The organism is Pseudomonas sp. ACN8, from assembly GCF_002303925.1.
GTDB lineage: Bacteria > Pseudomonadota > Gammaproteobacteria > Pseudomonadales > Pseudomonadaceae > Aquipseudomonas.
Genome location: NZ_MRCS01000001.1, coordinates 153,380 through 171,811 on the forward strand (window position 1 = coordinate 153,380; position 18,432 = coordinate 171,811).

General features: G+C 59.7%; 15 protein-coding genes and 3 pseudogenes. 8 read left to right on the plus strand and 10 right to left on the minus strand.

Annotation, left to right across the window (positions count from 1 at the left end; all coding sequences use genetic code 11):
- Positions 1-78 precede the first annotated feature (78 nt).
- Both BSF44_RS00675 and BSF44_RS00680 read left to right on the plus strand, forming a co-directional pair.
- On the plus strand, positions 79-1,185 hold the full coding sequence (locus tag BSF44_RS00675; protein WP_095941819.1) for an NAD/NADP-dependent octopine/nopaline dehydrogenase family protein: 1,107 nt from the start codon (positions 79-81) through the stop codon (positions 1,183-1,185).
- The gene (locus BSF44_RS00680) at positions 1,185-2,183 is read left to right on the plus strand and encodes a 3-hydroxybutyryl-CoA dehydrogenase (protein WP_095941820.1); all 999 of its coding nucleotides are present in this window, start codon (positions 1,185-1,187) and stop codon (positions 2,181-2,183) included. The genes BSF44_RS00675 and BSF44_RS00680 overlap by 1 nt, the downstream gene beginning before the upstream one ends.
- A 57-nt stretch (positions 2,184-2,240) precedes the next feature.
- On the opposite strand, the gene BSF44_RS00685 is transcribed toward BSF44_RS00680, so the two are convergent.
- The gene (locus tag BSF44_RS00685; protein WP_095941821.1) at positions 2,241-2,942 is read right to left on the minus strand and encodes an EthD domain-containing protein; all 702 of its coding nucleotides are present in this window, start codon (positions 2,940-2,942) and stop codon (positions 2,241-2,243) included.
- Positions 2,943-3,181: 239 nt separating this feature from the next.
- Here BSF44_RS00685 and BSF44_RS00690 point away from each other — a divergent pair.
- Positions 3,182-3,481 (plus strand): annotated as a pseudogene (locus tag BSF44_RS00690) (LysR family transcriptional regulator); the annotation flags it as partial.
- Between the two features lie 135 nt (positions 3,482-3,616).
- On the opposite strand, the gene BSF44_RS00695 reads toward BSF44_RS00690, so the two are convergent.
- Together BSF44_RS00695 and BSF44_RS29365 are read right to left on the minus strand one after the other, a co-directional pair.
- On the minus strand, positions 3,617-4,102 hold the full coding sequence (locus tag BSF44_RS00695) for a DUF6130 family protein (protein WP_095941822.1): 486 nt from the start codon (positions 4,100-4,102) through the stop codon (positions 3,617-3,619).
- Positions 4,103-4,225: 123 nt separating this feature from the next.
- Positions 4,226-4,318: pseudogene (locus BSF44_RS29365) on the minus strand (LysR family transcriptional regulator); the annotation flags it as partial.
- A 211-nt stretch (positions 4,319-4,529) separates the two neighbouring features.
- Between BSF44_RS29365 and BSF44_RS00700 the strand changes: the two are divergent.
- A complete protein-coding gene (locus BSF44_RS00700; RefSeq protein WP_224790029.1) occupies positions 4,530-4,868 on the plus strand; it encodes a DUF6124 family protein in 339 nt (112 codons plus the stop codon).
- 160 nt (positions 4,869-5,028) lie between these two features.
- Here the strand turns inward: BSF44_RS00700 and BSF44_RS00710 are convergent, their stop codons facing one another.
- The 4 genes from BSF44_RS00710 to BSF44_RS00725 all read right to left on the minus strand — a co-directional run bounded on the left by BSF44_RS00710 (position 5,029) and on the right by BSF44_RS00725 (position 9,396).
- The gene (locus BSF44_RS00710) at positions 5,029-6,768 is read right to left on the minus strand and encodes a dipeptidase (RefSeq protein ID WP_095941824.1); all 1,740 of its coding nucleotides are present in this window, start codon (positions 6,766-6,768) and stop codon (positions 5,029-5,031) included.
- Positions 6,769-6,928: 160 nt separating this feature from the next.
- On the minus strand, positions 6,929-7,228 hold the full coding sequence (locus BSF44_RS30575) for a hypothetical protein (RefSeq protein WP_095941825.1): 300 nt from the start codon (positions 7,226-7,228) through the stop codon (positions 6,929-6,931).
- A gap of 167 nt (positions 7,229-7,395) precedes the next feature.
- Positions 7,396-8,610 (minus strand): sodium/glutamate symporter, encoded by a 1,215-nt coding sequence (gene gltS, locus BSF44_RS00720; protein ID WP_095941826.1) that lies wholly within the window; start codon positions 8,608-8,610, stop codon positions 7,396-7,398.
- Positions 8,611-8,835: 225 nt separating this feature from the next.
- Positions 8,836-9,396, minus strand: coding sequence for a YSC84-related protein (locus BSF44_RS00725; RefSeq protein ID WP_095941827.1), 561 nt, complete (start codon positions 9,394-9,396; stop codon positions 8,836-8,838).
- Between the two features lie 1,102 nt (positions 9,397-10,498).
- On the opposite strand from BSF44_RS00725, the gene nirB reads away from it, so the two are divergent.
- From nirB to BSF44_RS00740, 3 genes are all read left to right on the plus strand, one after another.
- Complete coding sequence (nirB, locus tag BSF44_RS00730; RefSeq protein WP_095941828.1) at positions 10,499-13,060, plus strand: nitrite reductase large subunit NirB; 2,562 nt, start codon at positions 10,499-10,501, stop codon at positions 13,058-13,060.
- On the plus strand, positions 13,060-13,446 hold the full coding sequence (nirD, locus tag BSF44_RS00735) for a nitrite reductase small subunit NirD (protein ID WP_095941829.1): 387 nt from the start codon (positions 13,060-13,062) through the stop codon (positions 13,444-13,446). Before nirB ends, nirD begins: the two co-directional genes overlap by 1 nt.
- Positions 13,447-13,539: 93 nt before the next feature.
- A complete protein-coding gene (locus BSF44_RS00740; protein WP_095941830.1) occupies positions 13,540-13,980 on the plus strand; it encodes a CBS domain-containing protein in 441 nt (146 codons plus the stop codon).
- Positions 13,981-14,006: 26 nt separating this feature from the next.
- Here BSF44_RS00740 and BSF44_RS30260 read toward each other — a convergent pair whose 3' ends face one another.
- The 3 genes from BSF44_RS30260 to BSF44_RS00750 all read right to left on the minus strand — a co-directional run bounded on the left by BSF44_RS30260 (position 14,007) and on the right by BSF44_RS00750 (position 16,649).
- A complete protein-coding gene (locus BSF44_RS30260) occupies positions 14,007-14,156 on the minus strand; it encodes a hypothetical protein (RefSeq protein WP_172435280.1) in 150 nt (49 codons plus the stop codon).
- 92 nt (positions 14,157-14,248) lie between these two features.
- Complete coding sequence (locus BSF44_RS00745) at positions 14,249-15,220, minus strand: alpha/beta fold hydrolase (protein ID WP_095941831.1); 972 nt, start codon at positions 15,218-15,220, stop codon at positions 14,249-14,251.
- Positions 15,221-15,236: 16 nt separating this feature from the next.
- Positions 15,237-16,649 (minus strand): FAD/NAD(P)-binding protein, encoded by a 1,413-nt coding sequence (locus tag BSF44_RS00750; RefSeq protein ID WP_095941832.1) that lies wholly within the window; start codon positions 16,647-16,649, stop codon positions 15,237-15,239.
- Between the two features lie 306 nt (positions 16,650-16,955).
- On the opposite strand from BSF44_RS00750, the pseudogene BSF44_RS00755 reads away from it, so the two are divergent.
- Positions 16,956-18,403: pseudogene (locus BSF44_RS00755) on the plus strand (TrkH family potassium uptake protein).
- Positions 18,404-18,432: the final 29 nt, after the last annotated feature.

The following is an 18,432-nucleotide window of genomic DNA, read 5'->3' on the forward strand; positions in this document are numbered from 1 at the left end:
TCATTCGGCTGCGCAATCGGATGAGTCCGGGGCGGAGCGGCTCGATAGGATCGAGTCTCTAACAAAAGGAGTATCTGCATGAATATTACCGTGCTGGGTGGTGGTCACGGCTGTTACGCCGCTGCTGTCGAAATGGCTGAAAAGGGGCACCAGACCCGTCTGTGGCGTCGAGACTGCGCCGCACTCAAGGAGCTGCTGGCCATCGGCAGCCTGACCATCAAGGACTACAAGGGCACTCGCAAACTGTCCGTCGGCCAGCAGGGCGACAAGCTCTCGTTCACCGACGACCTGGCCGAAGCCCTGGGCGATGCGCAACTGGTGATCATCCCGCTGCCGTCGACCTCCCACGAAGACCTGGCCAAACATGTTGCGCCGCACCTGCACGACGGTCAGGTGGTGTTCCTGCCGCCGGGCACCTTCGGCAGCTTCGTGTTCGCCAAGGCCATGGCCGATGCGGGCAACCGGAGCAAGGTCGCCTTCGCTGAAACCGGTACGTTGCCGTACCTGGTGCGCAAGCATGGCGCCAGCGACCTGGTGATCAGCGGCTACGCCACCCGCCTGCCGACCGGTGTATTCCCCGGCAACCTGTCCGAGCATGCTTTCGCGGTACTGCGCGAAGCCTACCCGAGCGTCGAGCCGATTGAAGACGCCCTGAGCGGTGCGCTGATGAACGCAGGCCCCATCATCCATCCGCCGCTGATCATGATGAACGCAGGTCCACTGGAGCATTTCGAGGCCTGGGACATCCACAACGAAGGCACCCAGCCGTCGATTCGTCGCGTGACCAACCAGCTCGATGCCGAGCGCATGGCCGTGCGCGAAGCACTGACCTACGGTGCTCCGCACTTCCCCCTGGCCGACCACTACAACACCACCGAAGGCGACGAGTGGATGTACGGTCGCGGTGCCCATGGCAAGCTGACCGACAGCGGTGACTGGCGCGAAGAGATCGACCTGCAGAAACACCGCTACATGCTCGAAGACACCCGCCTGGGCCTGTCCTTCCTGGTGTCCGTCGGCCGCTGGGCCGGCGTGCCGACCCCGGTTGCGCAGGGCCTGCTGAGCATTGCCTCGGTCGTCGCTGCACGGGATCTCTACGCCGAAGGCCGCACCCTGGAAAACCTCGGCCTGGCCAAGCTGAGTCGGGCGCAGATGACCGAGCTTCTGACCAAGGGCTACAACTGATGAACGCCGCGCTGCCCCAAGTCAGCGTGGTCGGTGCCGGCCGGATGGGCGAGGGCATTGCCCTGGCGTTCATCCATGCCGGTCTGCCGGTGACCCTCATCGACATCAAGGATCGCGCCGAGGATGAGCGGCACGGTTACTTCGAGCGTGTGTGCAACAACATCCGCAGCGAACTGCAGAGGCTGGTACGCCTTGGTGTGCTCGAGGGGGATCAGGCGGACATCGCGATAGCCCGGTTGACGCTGCAATCGAAATCCCAGGCCGCAGCAACACTGACTCAGTGCGACCTGGTGTTCGAAGCGGTGCCGGAAGTCATCGCGGTCAAGCAGCAGACCTTCGCCTGGGTCAGCGAGCATGTCCCGGCGTCGGCCATCATCGCGTCCACCACCTCGACTTTCCTGGTCACCGAGCTGAGCGAAATGGTCAGTACGCCTGCGCGCTTCGTGAACGCGCACTGGCTCAATCCGGCGTACCTGATGCCGCTGGTGGAAGTCAGCCGCAGCGAAGCCACCTGCCCGCAGGTGGTCGAGCGGCTGCTGCAACTGCTCAAGCGCATCGGCAAGGTGCCCGTGGTGTGCAATCCGGTGGCCGGCTACATCGTGCCGCGCATTCAGGCACTGGTGATGAACGAAGCGGCACGAATGGTGGAAGAGGGCGTGGCCAGCGCAGAAGATATCGACACGGCGGTGCGCGTCGGCTTTGGTTTGCGCTTCTCGGTGCTGGGCCTGCTTGAGTTCATCGACTGGGGCGGCGGCGACATTTTGTACTACGCCTCGCGGTACCTGAGTGGAGCACTGTCACCGCGTTTCGAGTCGCCGCAAGTGATCGCCGACAACATGCAAAACGGTCGCAATGGCTTGCGCGATGGCCAGGGTTTCTACGATTACCGAGACATGGACGTGGACGCCTACAAGCAGCAGCGCCTTGGCGACTTTGTGCGCAAGCTGGAGTTGTCGGGGCTGACGCTCGCGTTCGATGGCGCCCTGGGGCAGACCTGAGCATCAGGGCCCGGATGCCGGGCCCTGACACGTTTCACGCTTGACGATTTCCCGGTCCTACAGGCGGTACTGACTGGTGGGCAGCACGTCGATCTTGTCGAAATCGATGAAGCGGCTGCAACTGTCCATCATCGCGGCCAGGTTGCGCTGGAATTTCGCTTCGTCGCCCGCCGCATCGAAAAAGGCCATGGGGTCGGTCATGGCCGCTGGCGGAAAACATTCTTCGACGATGGCATCGATCCGTGGGGCGCCGTGGGTCAGTGCCGACACCACCAGGTTTTGCACGTACTGGAAGTTGGCTTGCGTGTCCACGGCCACCGCCGTGTGATGGTTGCGCCAGATGTCCAGCCAGGCCTCCGGGGTCAGGCGTGGAGGGCGGGTCAGCAGGGCCAGTTGGGCAAACCCGTGGGTACGCTCACCGGGGGTTGAAGGGAAGCGGGTATTGGCGATGGCGACCGATTCGCAGACCAGGTAGGCGGCCATGCGCGCCGTTGCCGTGCTGATCAACTGGTCGAACGGGCGACGAGCCGGCCCGTTGGCACTGTCCAGCCACAGCGACAGGCTGCCATCGGGCAATGGCCGGTTGTTCTCCTGACGCAGACCGGCGGCTGGCTGCACATCGGCATCGCACAGGTTCAATTGCACACCATGGGCACCGAGTGCCTGCAATTGCCCGGCAACCTCACTGCGCAGGCGATGGGCGAAGGTATCAGGACTGACTTGAGTATCACGCCACAGCAGATAGATGACTTTTTCCATAGCTATCAAGCTCCTCGTTGCGGTTGATGGATGGGGCAGCGGTCGTGCTGTCTGGTCCATCCGGATGACCGAAAATCCCTGGCGTCATAGTCAATCAAGGTCCGCGCCGGGTAATACCTCAAACAGACTATTGACCAACAATATGAGGGCGATGGCTGCGCCGCTCGACGCCGGGCAGCCCTGGAGAACCGCAGCCAGGCTTTCTTGCGCTGGGGCGGCAGAGGAAGTGTTGCCTCGGCATACCCGGCGCCAACAGCCGCCTGCGCAGCACCAGCGTGGTCGCCCATTACCACGCAGCCCTGGAAGGGCGGGCGCTGGCCATCCTGCCCTGCTTCCTCGCCGGCCCCGATCCCCGCCTGTGCGAAGTGCTGCCGGGTGAAGTGGAGGTCACGCGGCAGTTCTGGATGTATTACAGCGAAGACCTGCGCAAGCTGAAGCGGATCACCCTGGTGGCCGAGTACCTGCGTGCCAGCGCGGAACTGAATCGCCCGCTGCTGATGGGCGAGTCACGTGTGATGGGCTATCTGCCGTCACCCTGAGGGGGGAGTTGTGCAGCCAGAAGTAAAACGCAGTGCAGGTTGGCGAAAAGACTTGAAAACAGCGTAGTCAGTTAGATGTGTTTTCGAAATCAGAGGCTACTCACACCACCGCAGTCAGCTATGAACACTCAATCGTCATGGTTTTACTGCGTGATCATTGTCAATGTGGGGAACGTCCGCCGGTTTCTTCTGCGGAACGATAAAGCTCACTGTCGTACTGGTGAGGATCTTGTGAGTCGGGTCGGCCACTTCAAGAAGAACCTTGTGAGTGCCGGGCGTCAGTCCGACCAGGATGATCGGGTCTTCGCTGGTGTGCGCCCATGTGCCTTTCCAGTCGTCGACGGTCACGTGGAGGTGGCCGAGACGTGGTGATACTTCAACAGCCGTTTTGCCAAATACCGGCATGATCCTGGCGTGTTCCGTTCGATACTGGATAATGACAACACCGCGGGCGAGTGGCTCGGCAAGCGGGGGGTAGGCAATGAGTGTTGGCGCAGTCTCGGATTCCAACGGAAGTATTGCCGGAGGGGAATCGGTGTCCGCTACCCCTTGTCCGCACACGGCTGTGCAAAAGAAGACACCCAAAGCCAGGGCCAATAGATTTCCGGGAGCGAGGGACATGGTTTTTTCCCGCGTGATTTCATTCAAGCCTAGATCAAACCGAGTATTTCCCGGTGTTTATTTGAAATCGGAATCACTCACGTATTTCATCCGTGCCATCCAGGCATCTTGACCATGGATGACTCAGCGCTTGTAACGCAGAGCGTCCACCACTACGCCGAACGCTGAAGAATGCTCACGGCGATTGGGGTAGTAAAGGTGGTAACCGGCAAAAGGCGCCGGAGGGCGTTTGTTTAAAGGTGTTTAAGGTTACTTCATGCAAGCTACAAGACCTTGCGCCGTTGCCTACGGTTACGTCAGAGTCCGCCGGCTTGTGCGCCTCGGGGGCCATCGGTAACTTGATTCGTATCACTGCCCATTAGTGATCGGGTTTAGTCGCCCGGTGGTTTCACGAAGCGTATTTGCATCCAGACAGTCAGGTCATTTCATGCCTGCACTTCATGGTAGCTGTGCGCAGGGCGCCTTCGTGCGAGCCGGTTTCGTGTCTCCCCGGTCGACTAACCTGCGTACAGCTGCCACCCCCTCGATTGCCGATATCAAAGCCACACCGCGCACGCCCGGCACCTTGTTCACCGTGGACCCGCAGGCGAGTCCCGAAACCTTGATGGTTTATCTGGTCGAAACCCTCGCGTCGGTCGATGTGATGGTCCATCAGTTGGTGGATCACCTGGACGGTGGGTCGCGCAATGCGCTGCTGGGCATTTCCAACAGTGTGATGCTGGCGGAGATCACGGCGAACCGGGTGCTGGATCAAATCGACCCGTAGGAGCGAGCTTGCTCGCGATGGAGGGTAACGATGACGCGGGAAACCAGACGGCCCGTGGCGCCCTTGGGTTTTTCGCGAGCAGGCTCGCTCCTACAGGGGGCGGCATGTGGTTTGGAAGTGAAAGGAATGGACCCGCCAGGGCGGCGGGTCCGAAGGGGGATCAAAGCTTCGGCAATTGCCCGATGCGGCCCATCATTTCGGTCACGATCTGCAAGTCCAGCAGGAACTGCTCGGTGGTCTTGAACTCGTTGTCGTTGTGACCGGTGTATTTGACGTTCGGCATCGCCAGGCCGAATTGCACGCCGTTGGGCAGTTCATGCACGGAGGTGGCGCCGGCGGAGGTGCCGAACTTGTGTTCCATGCCGAGGTTTTCGCTGGCCACCGCGAGCAGGGCCTTGACCCATTCACCCTCGGGATTGCGGTACATCGGTTCGGCAATCGACAGGTCAAAGGTTGGTGTGATGCTGGTTTGCTTGCTCCAGGCGTCCAGCTTTGCGGCGATTTCGGACTTGAGCACTTGCGGGGATTTGCCCTTCGGCACGCGCAGGTTGACCGCGAGCCTGAAGGCTTTGTCGTCCATCCCGACATAGGTCAGGGAGGTGGTCAGCGGGCCCATGAATTCATCGGCAAAACCGATCCCCAACCTGCCACCCAGGTAGTCCAGCCCCCAGTTGTCGGCGGCGTAGCGGGCGGCGTCCGTAATCTGGTTGTGCTTGAGCGCAACCTTGCCGTCCAGGCCATTGATGAAGTCGAGCATCCTGGCCACCGGGTTGACGCCGGACTCGGGCTCGGAGGAGTGGGCGGACACACCGGTGACCGTCAGTTTGACGTCCTTGCCGTCGACCTTGGCGGTGACCTCGAAATTGCCGCCGTTGCGCTTGGCATACTCGGTGCCGGCCTTTTGCAGGCTGGCGGCCAGCTCGGCGGGCTTGTCGGTCACCAGGGTCGCGACCGATGTCGACGGAATCTGGTTGGTGGCCAGGCCGCCGGTCATCGAGGTGATTTGCGCGCCCTTGCCTTGTGCGGTGCGCTTGGCGAAGCTGGCCATGACCGTGCCGTAGCCTTTCTCGGCGATTACCACCGGGTAGCCGCCATCCAGCGCCAGGTTGTAGTTGGGCGTCGGGTTGCGTTCGAAGTAGTAGGGGATGGCGTCACCCGTGGTCTCTTCGGTGGTGTCGACCAGCAGCTTGAAATTGCGGGCCAGCGGCAGTTTCTCTTCCTTGATGATCTTCATGGCGTACAGCGCCACCACGATGCCGTTCTTGTCATCCTCGGTGCCGCGGCCATACATGCGATCGCCGATCAGGGTGACCTTGAACGGGTCGAGGCGGGTGCCGTCCTGCAGCACCCAATTTTCCGGCGTCACCGGCACCACATCGGCATGGGCGTGAATGCCCACGACTTCATCGCCGCTGCCTTCCAGGGAGATCTCGTAGACGCGGTTGTCGATGTTGCGAAAGTTCAGGTTGAACGCCTGTGCCAGCCCCTTGATCTTCTCGGCAATCTTGAGGAATTCGGGGTTGTCGTGCTGGGCCACCCCGTCCACGTTCACGGTCGGAATGGCCACCAGCTCCTTCAGGGTTTCGGTGGCCGCGCTGCCGTATTTCACCCGGGCATAGAGGCCAAGCAAACGATGGATTTCGTTTTGCTGTTCAGCGCTAAGCGTCTTGTTGTCGAGGAAGGCACGGATGGCCGCGCCGAGGTCGTCGGTCTTGGCGATATCGCTCTTGGCCAGGCTTGCCAGGAACTGCCGGAAATCCTTGACCGATGCATCACTGAAGGTCTTGAGGATGATCGCGCTCTGTTGCGGGGTGATGTTGGCGTGGGCAGCGGTGGTGAACGACGAAAGGCTGGCGAGCATCAGGGTGGTCGCAGCCAGGTGCTTGAGGGAAAAATCCATTGCTGGGGGCATTCCTTTGCAGGCGGTTTGTAAGAAATATCTGATCGGTCGATCAGAAACCTTTCAAAACTAACACCGCGAGCGTGTGAAACGGGAGCCCCTGAAGTGGGATCTGTCGCACAGAAATGCAAAAGCGACGCAGAAATGAAAAACCGCTCTATCAATGCTTACATTCCGCCATCACCACTTTGCAGGTGCTTGGCGTGCCGCCGGATCGGCCGGAATAACGTATGCAATTACTCAGGGATTTCTGGCGAGCCATGTCCAGGGTGTCGCCCCAGGCGAGGCCACCTTCGCCGACAGTGGGGAGGGCTTTTGCATAGCAGGCCGAGCCGGTGCCGGGGGCTGAATACCGAGCCGTACTGGCTTTGCCCGAACAGCCGGCTATTAGCGCCAGATCGACGGCGAGCAGGGATAGCAGGAGCCATGACGACCATGGGGGCGCAGTGTGTCCCGTCATCCCGGTTCCCCTGTAGCAAGAGGCGCATTTGAGATCGTGCCTGGCCGGATCAGGGCTGGGGCACACTCTATCTCTGAGCCTATCCTTGCGGCATTGATCCTGCTGCGCCTTTCGTCCGCTTTCCTGAGTTCGGTGTGTCTGGCCGTCCGAGAGTCGAGCCGACGTCGCTACAGACCACTGAACAGGCTGATGATCACGGCATTGACCAGGTCAATGAAAAAGCCGCACACCAGCGGCACGATCAGGAAGGCCTGGTGCGCCGCACCGTACTTTTGCGTCACGGTCGACATGTTGACGATGGCCGTCGCCGTGGAGCCGAGGGCAATCCCGCCGAATCCGGAAGCGATCACGCTGGCTTCGTAATTGCGCCCCATAAAGCGGAAGACCACAAAGTACGTATAGGCGACCGTCAGCAGGATTTGCAGGGTCATTGCGCACAGAATGAACATCAACGCGCCGTTGAGTTGCCATAGCTGAAGCCCCATCAGAGCCATGGTCAAGAACATGCCCAGACAGATGTCGGAGATCAGCGACAGGCCCAGGCTGGCACCGCTCCAGGTTTTCAGTCGCTGATCACCGACAAAGGCCAGAACGAGGTGGTGAATGACGATGCCTGCAAACAGGCAGCTGACAAACCTGGGCAGAGTGATGCCGGCATCGACCAGCAGCAGGTTGAGTCCATAGCCGAGCATCAGGGTCAGGTTGAGCCACATCCAGGCCCAGAGCACGTCGTAGTAGTCCAGCGCCTTGCCCGGTTGTTGCTCGAGAATGCCGACTTCCAGCTCCGCATCCCTGGACGGCGTCAGTTGATAACGGCGAATCAGCTGGTTGGCGATCGGGCCACCGATGACGCAAGCGGCAATCAGGCCGACGGTGTTGCTGGCGATGCCCAGTTCGTGGGCGTTACCGATGCCCAGTTTTTCGACGAAGAGCGGTGCCCAGGCCAGGGTGGTGCCCACCCCACCGGTGAGGGAAATGGAGCCCACCATCAAGCCCGCCTTGGGATCAAGCCCAAACGCCTGGGCCACGCCCACGCCCAGCGAGTTCTGCAACAGGATGAACACGGCGGCGAGCAACAGCAGGATCAGCAGCGGACGCCCACCCTTGAGCAGTTGGCGCATGTCCGACTTCAAGCCAATGCCGGCAAAGAAATAGAGCAGCAGGGTGTCGCGAACTTGCAGATCGAATTCGATCTGGATATTCAGGCCGAAGTACAGCAAGGACGTCACCGCCGCACAGACAAAGCCGCCGACCACAGATTCGGGGATGCAGTATTGACGGAGAAAGGCGTTGTGCTGGACGAGGGTCTTGCCGAGGAAAAGCAGGAGGATGGCAAGGGTAAAACTCACGAGGCCGTGAACCTGGAAGAGCTGTGAAGTCATTTAAGGCCTACCTGAAAACCGGAAAGTCATTATCAGGATTCGTTCGTCCAATGTTTAGACCTGTATCAATGAACGGTCGAAACAGCCTTGCTCGTCCAGATAGCTTCCCAATCATCAGGTGCGTCTGTGCGCCAGGGGTGAGGACAGCCTGACCTGAACGGGAAAACCCATCCCGGTTGGCACAGGCTGCCATCACGCTTGCGATGGGCAGTCAGACACCTGACTTCAGCGCTTGATCAGCGAAATCTTCGTTCCTTCGATACTGACCCCCGCCATCAATCCTTGCTGGTCGAAGATGAATGCGTAGGCGTCGTCTTTGAGCGTTGAGCTGGACAGGTTCTTCGCAACCCCTTCATCCACAAACACAACTGTTGGCCCTACACCGATTTCCCAGCCCTTTGTTTTGGCGACATAGTCCACGGCTTTGTCGGTCATCAGGAAAACCACATAGCCATACGACTGGGCGCCGGCCTGAAGCCCCCATGAACCGCTGACGGAGTTGTAGTAGTTCTCGACTTTCGTGCCCTTCATTAGAACGCCTTCGCCATAGCTGCCGCCGAACACGAGACCCGCCTTGATGATGTTCGGGAAAACCAGCACAGCCTTGGCTTGATGCGAGATGGTTTCGGAGAATGGGTTGGTCTTGTAGAGCGCCTGCAAGGCTTGTCGAGCATCGGTATTCAGATCCTCGGCGGTGGCCGCTGCGGCATTGTTCAGGAAACCGGCCGATGCCAAGGTTGCAATCGCGAGGAAGAACGAGAGGAAGAAGCGCATTGATTGAGTCATTTGCGTACTCCGCCGAGGGAGCAGGGGATGAGAGCAGCGGCAAGTACCTGCATCAGGCAGGAACCGAACCCACTGAGGTTATCCGGCGCACCCTGAAAGGTGTGAATTGCAGGCATCGCTCGTGAATGAAGTTGGCCTGAGGCCACTGAACATTTGCGTTGCCATCAGCTGTTGTGACCACGGCGTAATGGCCGGGTTCGCTGTCAGTTCAGGTTCTGGCCGTCAGTTTCACCTTACGAAGGATTGAATCGGTTCGTCATGCGATCAATGCAGGCAGCAAAAGGCCCGCGCAATGGCGTAATGCTGTTCAGTTAAGGAAGTTGTAGGAGCGAGCTTGCTCGCGATGGACTCAAGAACGCCGCGTTTAGCCAGTAAATACGCGTTATCGTTAACGACCATCGCGAGCAAGCTCGCTCCTACAGAGGACCACATTCGCTTAAGTGAACAGCATTACGCGCAATGGCGGGCCTTCTGTTTGGGGTCAAATCCTTTTGTGCTTCCAATCTGCGCCCCATCTTGTGAGCGTTTCGTGAAAAGCATGTCGTAGCAATGAAAAAAGCCCGGCGTCGGTCGGACTCTCTGTAGATGGGCCAAATCCTTTTGGCTGATCCCATTGTGATGGGTAGATGTGACGACGACATGACAGCGCTGACCGGAAAAGCTGATCGCTGCCAACACCAGGCTTGAGTTCCAACGAGCTGTGGAATCGAACGGTCCATGCACTTTTATAAAGCGCCATGGGCAACAACGTGCACCAGTCGGAAGCGCCGCAAAACGCGTTCGCCTGCGGTAGTTCCAGCGTCGTGACAATCCTCCCGGGCTCAAGAGTCAGTGTTTCCAGACAGTTGAAGTCTCTCTGTCGCAGGCTGGCACAAAGGCTGCAAGGCTGACATCAGGTCCACCTGGAACGCATTCGTGTGGACAGCCCCCTCGGTCAACGACGATCGATTGGCCGAACAGGTCGTGGGCAGCATCGGTGGACCGGGCATAGATGCCTGATTTCAACACCGCAAAAGAACAGGCAAAGACGCCTGGAACCGCAAGGTTTCAGGCGTTTTTTTTTGCTTTTAAAACCGTGATTGGCTCGGGCTGGGTGCTTTCTATGAATTCCAATGTTGCCACGTTGAACAAGATGCAAACGTTGATCGTGATCGGTAATGGCATGGTCGGACATCATTGTGTCGAACAGCTGATCGAGCGGGGAGCGCTGGAGCATTACCGGCTGCACGTCTTCAGTGAGGAGCCGATGCGGGCCTATGACCGTGTGCATCTTTCCGAGTACTTCGCAGGTCGTGATGCCGAGTCGCTGGCGCTGTCCGATGCGTCGCTTTACCAGACGCCCGGCGTTACGCTGCATCTGGGTGTGCCGGTATTGGAAATCGACCGCGTCCGTCGTCAGGTGGTCACCTCGCAAGGTTGCGTCACGTATGACAAATTGGTTCTGGCCACCGGGTCTTATCCGTTTGTTCCGCCAATCGAAGGCGCCGAAGGTCAATCGCGCCTGGTCTATCGCACCCTGGAAGACCTCGATGCCATTCGGGCGGCGGCGGCCAATGCCCGGCGTGGCGTGGTGGTCGGCGGGGGCTTGCTGGGTCTGGAAGCCGCGAACGCATTGAAGAGCCTGGGCCTTGAAGCCCACGTGGTGGAATTCGCGCCGCGCTTGATGCCGGTACAACTCGATGACCTCGGTGGCCAGGCACTCAAGGCGCAGATCGAACGATTGGGCGTCGGTGTCCACCTGTCCCGCGCCACTCAATCGATCAGTGCGGGCGAGCAGTACCGCTATCGCATGAATTTCGCCAATGACGAGTTCCTCGAAACCGACCTGATCGTGTTTTCCGCCGGTATCCGCGCTCAAGACGCGCTGGCTCGTCAATGCGCGCTGCAGATCGGTCCGCGCGGTGGCGTGGTGATCGACGACACGTGCCTCAGTTGCGACCCGAACATCTACGCCATCGGTGAATGCGCTTCATGGAACGGCAGCCTGTTCGGCCTGGTCGCGCCGGGCTACCAGATGGCGCGCAGCGTCGCGGCCCGGCTGTGCAACGAAGTCGCCGAGCCGTTCATCGGTGCCGACATGTCGACCAAGCTCAAGCTGCTGGGGGTGGATGTCGGCTCCATCGGCGACGCCCACGGCAACACCCCGGGCGCACGCAGCTATCAATTCATCGATGAAACCAGCGCCAGCTATCGCCGCCTGGTGGTGGATGCCAGTGGCAAACACGTCCTCGGTGCAGTGCTGGTCGGTGACAACAGCTATTACGACACCTTGCTGCAATACATGCAGAACGCCATTGTCTTGCCAGCGGAACCCGCCAGCCTGATTCTGCCGTCCTCCGAAGGCGCGCCGACCCTGGGCCCGGGTGCGCTGCCCGAGTCGGCCACGGTGTGCTCCTGTCACAACGTCACCAAGGGCTCCATTTGTTCGGCCATCGACGGCGGCTGCACCGACCTGGGCCAGCTCAAGGCGCAGACCAAGGCCTGTACCGGCTGTGGCGGTTGCGCCGGGTTGCTCAAGCAAGTGTTCGAGCATGAGCTGATTGCCCGTGGCGTCAGTGTCGACAAGAGCCTGTGCGAACACTTCGCCTACACCCGCCAGGAGCTTTATGCGCTGGTCCGGGTAGAGGGCGTGATCACCTTCGACGAACTGTTGGCCAAACATGGCCGGGGCCACACCGGCTGCGACGTCTGCAAACCGGCGGTGGGCTCGATCCTCGCCTCGTGCTGGAACCAGCCGATCATGGACACGTCGCTGGTGCCGTTGCAGGACACCAACGACACCTTCATGGCCAACATGCAGAAAAACGGCACCTATTCGGTGGTGCCGCGCATCGCCGGGGGCGAGATCACCGCCGACAAACTGATCGCGATTGGCGTGGTGGCGAAGAAATACGACCTCTACACCAAGATCACCGGCGGACAACGCATCGACCTGTTCGGCGCTCAGTTGCATCAGTTACCGGACATCTGGGCCGAGTTGATCGAGGCCGGTTTCGAAACCGGGCACGCCTATGGCAAATCGACCCGCACGGTGAAGTCCTGCGTCGGCAGCACCTGGTGCCGTTACGGCGTGCAGGACAGCGTGCAAATGGCCCTGACCCTCGAGGATCGCTACAAGGGCCTGCGCTCGCCGCACAAGCTCAAGTTCGCAGTCTCCGGCTGCACCCGTGAGTGCGCCGAGGCGCAGAGCAAGGACGTGGGCGTGATCGCCACCGAGAAAGGCTGGAACCTCTATGTGTGCGGTAACGGCGGTATGCGCCCGCGCCACGCCGAACTGTTCGCCACCGACCTTGATGACGCCACCCTGATTCGCTACATCGACCGCTTCCTGATGTTCTACATCCGCACCGCCGACAAGTTGCAGCGCACCTCGGTCTGGCGCGAGAGCCTGGAGGGCGGCCTGGATTACCTCAAGGACGTGATCATCAACGACAGCCTGGGGCTTGGCCTTGAGCTCGAATCGCAGATGCAGCTGGTGGTCAACCGCTACGAATGCGAATGGGCCAACGCCCTGAAAGACCCGGAAAAACTCAAGCGCTTTCGCACCTTCGTCAACGATCAACGCCCGGACCCGGACATCCATTTTGTCCAGGAACGCGGTCAGCGCCGGCCGATCATGGCCTCTGAACTCCACCTTATCCCTGTCATCGAGGAGATTGCCTGATGAGCCAGTCCGATACCCAGCGCGCTTATTCCAGTTTCTCCCTGGTCAATCCCGATGCCTGGCAAGCGGTGTGCAGCCAGGAGGATCTGGTGAGTAACTCCGGCGTCGTCGTTTGGCTCGACGGTGCACAAGTGGCGCTGTTCTACCTGCCGGCTGCCGAGGGCAAGACCCTCTATGCCGTCGATAATCATGACCCGCAATCCGGGGCGAATGTCATCGGTCGCGGGCTGATCGGCAGCATCAAGGGCGATCTGGTGATTGCCTCGCCACTCTACAAACAGCATTTCCGCCTTGAGGACGGCAGTTGCCTGGAGTATCCGCAGCAGCGCCTGCGGGTCTGGCCGGTGCGCCTGAACGCAGGCCGGGTGGAGGTCGCGGTGGCCTGACCACCTGCGGGGGCTGAACGCTCATTCAATCAATGATTCATGCCAGGCTCCGGCGGAGTCGATGATCAATGACAAACAGTATCGGAGGCTTGTATGAAAACAGCTGCGCAACTGCTGAAGCTCAAGGCCGTGCAGAACCGGCGGGTGCATAGCATCGCGCCAGACCAGACGGTGCTTGAAGCGTTGAAGATGATGGCGGAAAAAAATGTCGGTGCTCTACCCGTCATGGAGGAGGGACAGGTGGTCGGCGTGATCAGCGAACGCGACTATGCGCGCAAGGTCGTTCTGCAAGGGCGCTCTTCGGTCGGTACGCCGGTCCGGGCCATCATGAGCGCGCCAGTCGTGACAGCAGACAGTCAGCAAAGCATCGAGCGTTGCATGGCGGTCATGACCGACAGTCATCTGCGCCATCTACCGGTGGTGGAGGGCGACCAACTGATCGGCCTGTTGTCGATTGGTGATCTGGTCAAGGAAGCCATCGTCGAGCAGACCGAGCTGATCCGGCAACTGGAACACTACATTCGCGGCCATTAAAACGACCGGGGGCAGGGTGGATCACCTCACAGAAATTCAGCGATGCCAGCCTTGATAGTCCGGGCTATGAGATAGGCCGGAACAAACGCAAATCCTGCGAGCAGCAAGCAGGCGTAAACCCTGACCATGAGGCGAACGGCTTCAGGTGGCTCGTCGGTGGCGATGAGATTGCTCATGGTTCCCTCCAGTCTTGAATCCTTATAGCCAACACCGGCCCGGTGTTGGCGCCGCCTGCATGTTCTATGGCATTTCAATTATGGATAAAAATTCAACCTTCTGATGAGAGCTTCTTCAGGAAGTCGAGTAGCAGCTCATTGACCTCTGTCGCGCGCTCTTGCTGTATCCAGTGACCGGCACCTTCGAGAATATGACACCCGCGCAGTTCCGGCAGTGTCTGCGCGAAGGCTTCGATCTGCCGCGGGGAGCTCGGAAACTTCAGCACGCCGTCGCGGCTCCCGGCAATGAACATCGACGGCTGCCGGATAACGCAACCGCGCCAAGGTGCCAGCAGTGCCCATGAGCGCGTCATGTTGCGGTACCAGTTCAAGCCGCCGCGAAATCCGCTGCGGTTGAATTCGCCGGTGTAGTAGGCAATATCCTCGAGGCTTAGCCAGTCTGGCAGGGTTTCGGGCTCGATCATCGCGCCCAGGAAACCCTGGCCCGGCTGCAGCCGGCCGAACACCGGCCAATCGGGGCCGTCACCCGAGCCACTGAAGTAGATGCGCCGGATCGACGACTCGACGTCCCTTTCCAGCTCGGCCTCGGCCACGCCCGGCGTCTGGAAATACTGGATGTAGAAGTCGCTGATACCCCGCGAGGCCAGCGCGCTTAGGAGATCAACGCGCGCCGGTGGCGAGAAGGGAACGCTCATGCCGACCACTGCGCGGAACAGATCGGGTCGCATCATTGCCGCGCTCCAGGCCACCTGCGCGCCCCAGTCATGGCCGACGATCACGGCTTGCTGTTCGCCGAGTGCGTTGACCAACTCGACCATGTCGCCGACCAGGTGGAGCGTGGTGTAGGCGTCGGGCTCGGCTGGCGCATCCGTGCCGCCATAGCCGCGCATGTCGGGCGCTACCGCTCTGTAGCCGGCGGCCGCCAGCGCAGCAAGCTGGTTGCGCCACGAGTACCACAGCTCCGGAAAACCGTGGCATAGCAAGACCAGCGGGCCGCCACCTTGCGTTGCTATCTGCATGCGGATGCCATTGATGTCGAGCAGTTCGAGGTGTGGCTCGTTCATATGCGCTTCCTGAGATTCAAGCGATGGACCCCAGCAACCGTGGCAAACTCGCCTGAGCCTGCTGCCTGCTGACAGAGAGCCGATGCAGCTGTGCCAGTTTCTCGGTGTCGGTTTCTTGCAAGCCCCTGACCACCGCCGTCATAAAGTACAAACGCGACTGCTTGATCCAGCGGGTCAAACCTTCATGTCTTCCCCAGCGTAGTTGGTTACCCAGGTAGACCGCCCAGATTCTGATCCAGTCCGTGGGGACGTGAGGCGGGGGGACCATCATGCACAGCGAGTTCATTTGTGCCGGGTCGACCATGTGGCTTTCCACATAGGCGATCAAGGCCGCGCTGAACACGGGTTGGCAGCTGCTTACCATCAACAGGTTGATCTTGCCGCCGTCGAACACCTTCATGTCAGGGAGTGTCGGGATGGCACTGGCGCTGCAATCAATGTGCAGAGCATTTGGGCTCGTGGCGATGCTGCCTTGCTCGAGCACGATGCGCATTGGCTCGATAACGCGCACTCTCCCCAGGCGCACAATGTTGTCGATGCGTCGCAGCTCGCGTAATTCCGCTTGAGTGACGGTGGCGCAGCGGTAAGCAGTGGGTTCGACGGACGTATCCATGCGCAAGAGCTGACCCGCTGCCTCAAGCCTGGAGAACAGGTCCGGGATCGAGTCTGCGGCTGCGATGGCCTCGAACTGTGCCGTGAGGCCGCCGATTGTTCGTTCGAAGCTGTCGAGGCCGGGTTGCATGTTGGCCCGGTCGATCAGCCACGGATCGTTTGGCATGATCCAGCAGATTGTTGCAGGCGCAACACCGTTTTGCAGCAACCACAGGCAGGCGTCGATCCCGGTCTTGCCCGATCCCACCACTACGTAACTGGAGTAGGGGTGCCGGATTTCCGGCAAGTCGTTCAGTGGCACGCATTGCACGCCGGGCTCCACCCTGTACCTGGGCGGGTGGGTCGAGGGCACGGCTGTCTGGGCATGGGTGGCGTCCACCACCTTTTTGTACACCCGGACCTGATGGTTTTCGCCGCTGACGAGCGAGGTAAACCGGTGGTCGTCAATGCGGTCGCCGGTGTAGTTGCACATGGGGAAGTAACGGACTCGACCTGATGGCAGAAACTGCTGATTCATCACCTGGTCGAAATAGCTCACCACCTCGGCGCCGGAGGCCAGCTCATACAAACCCTCGTTCAGTTCCGTCGTGTCCTTCGTGCCGCTGCCCAGTTCCCGTGAGTTGACGCCATAGAAGGCCGAGGGCTGGTGCAATCGGACAAAGGGGTAGGCATCATTCCAGTGCCCGCCAGGTCGACCGTGTCGATCCACCATCACGATGTGTGCATTCGTTTCCTTGAGTAGCGTATCGACGAAGGCCATGGCCGTCGCGCCAGCCCCGATGATCAGGTAGTCGGTTTCGATCGGATTTGCGTCCATATGGTTGCACCCTCCTGACGATGGCCCCCCTCAACCTCCGTAGATTAGCCACCCATGCCGCGCGCCATAGAACGAATGCTCCTCACCCACATAACCAATGGAATTAATGGCAGCAGCCTGAATGTCCATACTCAAGCCGGCGTGCGCGAAGAAACATCCAACTGCGCGGCCCGGATTTCAGTTAAACGGTAGTCAATGACCGCGAGGTAGAAAATCAGGCTGCCAGTAGAAATTTTTACGTAAAATTTACGGGGCCTTGTGGTTGAGTATCCAATACTGCCCGGTGCTAATCTGGAAGGCTCTGTTATGTCCCTCGCAGCAATTCGACTTATCGGCTTCATCCTGGGCATTTTTCTGATCACGCTGGCCATAAGCATGGCTATTCCCATGATCACACTGGTGGCCTATGAGCGTAGCGACGATCTGTCGGCCTTTCTCTGGTCGAGTTTGATTACCTTCATCTGTGGCTTGTTGTTGATTGTGCGGGGGCGCCCGGATGCTGCCCAGCTTCGCCCCAGGGATATGTACCTGCTGACGACTGGCAGTTGGGTGGTTGTGTGCACCTTCGCAGCGTTGCCAATGGTGTTCATCAGCCATATCAGCTACACCGACGCATTTTTTGAAACGATGTCTGGCATCACAACCACGGGCTCGACCGTACTCACCGGTCTGGATAGCGCATCTCCCGGCTTGTTGATATGGCGCTCCATGCTGTGGGAGGTATCGGTTTTATCGGCATGGCTGTGGCGATCCTTCCACTGTTGCGAGTAGGCGGCATGCGTCTGTTCCAGACAGAGTCCTCAGACTGGTCGGAGAAAGTGACGCCACGTTCCCATGTGGCCGCCAAGTACATTCTTTTGCTCTATCTGGGGCTTACCGGCATCGGCGCTCTGGTGCTCTGGCTCGCTGGGATGACGCCATTTGAGGCAGTCAACCATGCAATGTCGTTGATCTCTACCGGTGGGTTCTCAACATCGGACGCCTCACTTGGGCATTGGACGCAACCCGCGATTCACTGGGTGGCAGTGGCCATCATGATTCTGGGCAGCCTGCCGTTCACCTTGTACGTCGCGACATTGCGGGGCAATCGGCGTGCGCTGATCAAGGATCACCAGGTACGTGGATTCATTGGATTCTTGCTCGTCACATCGCTGGCCGTGGGTACCTGGCTGTGCTTTCACAGCGATTACGGATGGTGGGATGCGTTTCGTATCGTGGCGGTCAATGTGACCTCGGTCGTTACGACCACCGGAATTGCGGTGGGTGACTACACCTTGTGGGGCAGCTTCGCTGTCTTGCTGTTTTTCTATTTGACCTTCGTGGGTGGATGTTCCGGCTCCACTGCAGGCGGTCTGAAAATCTTCCGTTTTCAGGTGGCTGCCGCTCTACTGGTCAGTAGTTTGAAGCAGTTGATCCATCCTCGAGCCGTCATTCAGAAGAAGTACAACGGTCATCCCATTGACGAGGAGATCGTGCGCTCGCTTTTGACCTTTTCGTTTTTCTTCACCATCACCATCGCGGCCATCGCCTTGGGCCTGGCTCTCATCGGGCTTGACTGGACAACAGCGTTGAGCGGTGCCGCTACTGCGGTGTGTAACGTCGGGCCGGGGCTTGGCACGATCATTGGGCCGGCCGGTAATTTCTCATCATTACCGGATGCTGCCAAATGGCTACTGACCGTTGGAATGCTTCTGGGAAGGCTGGAAATCCTGACAGTGTTGGTGCTCGTCACTCCCGTTTTCTGGAGATATTGATTCACTTTGTCAGGCTCTGAGTCTAAAAG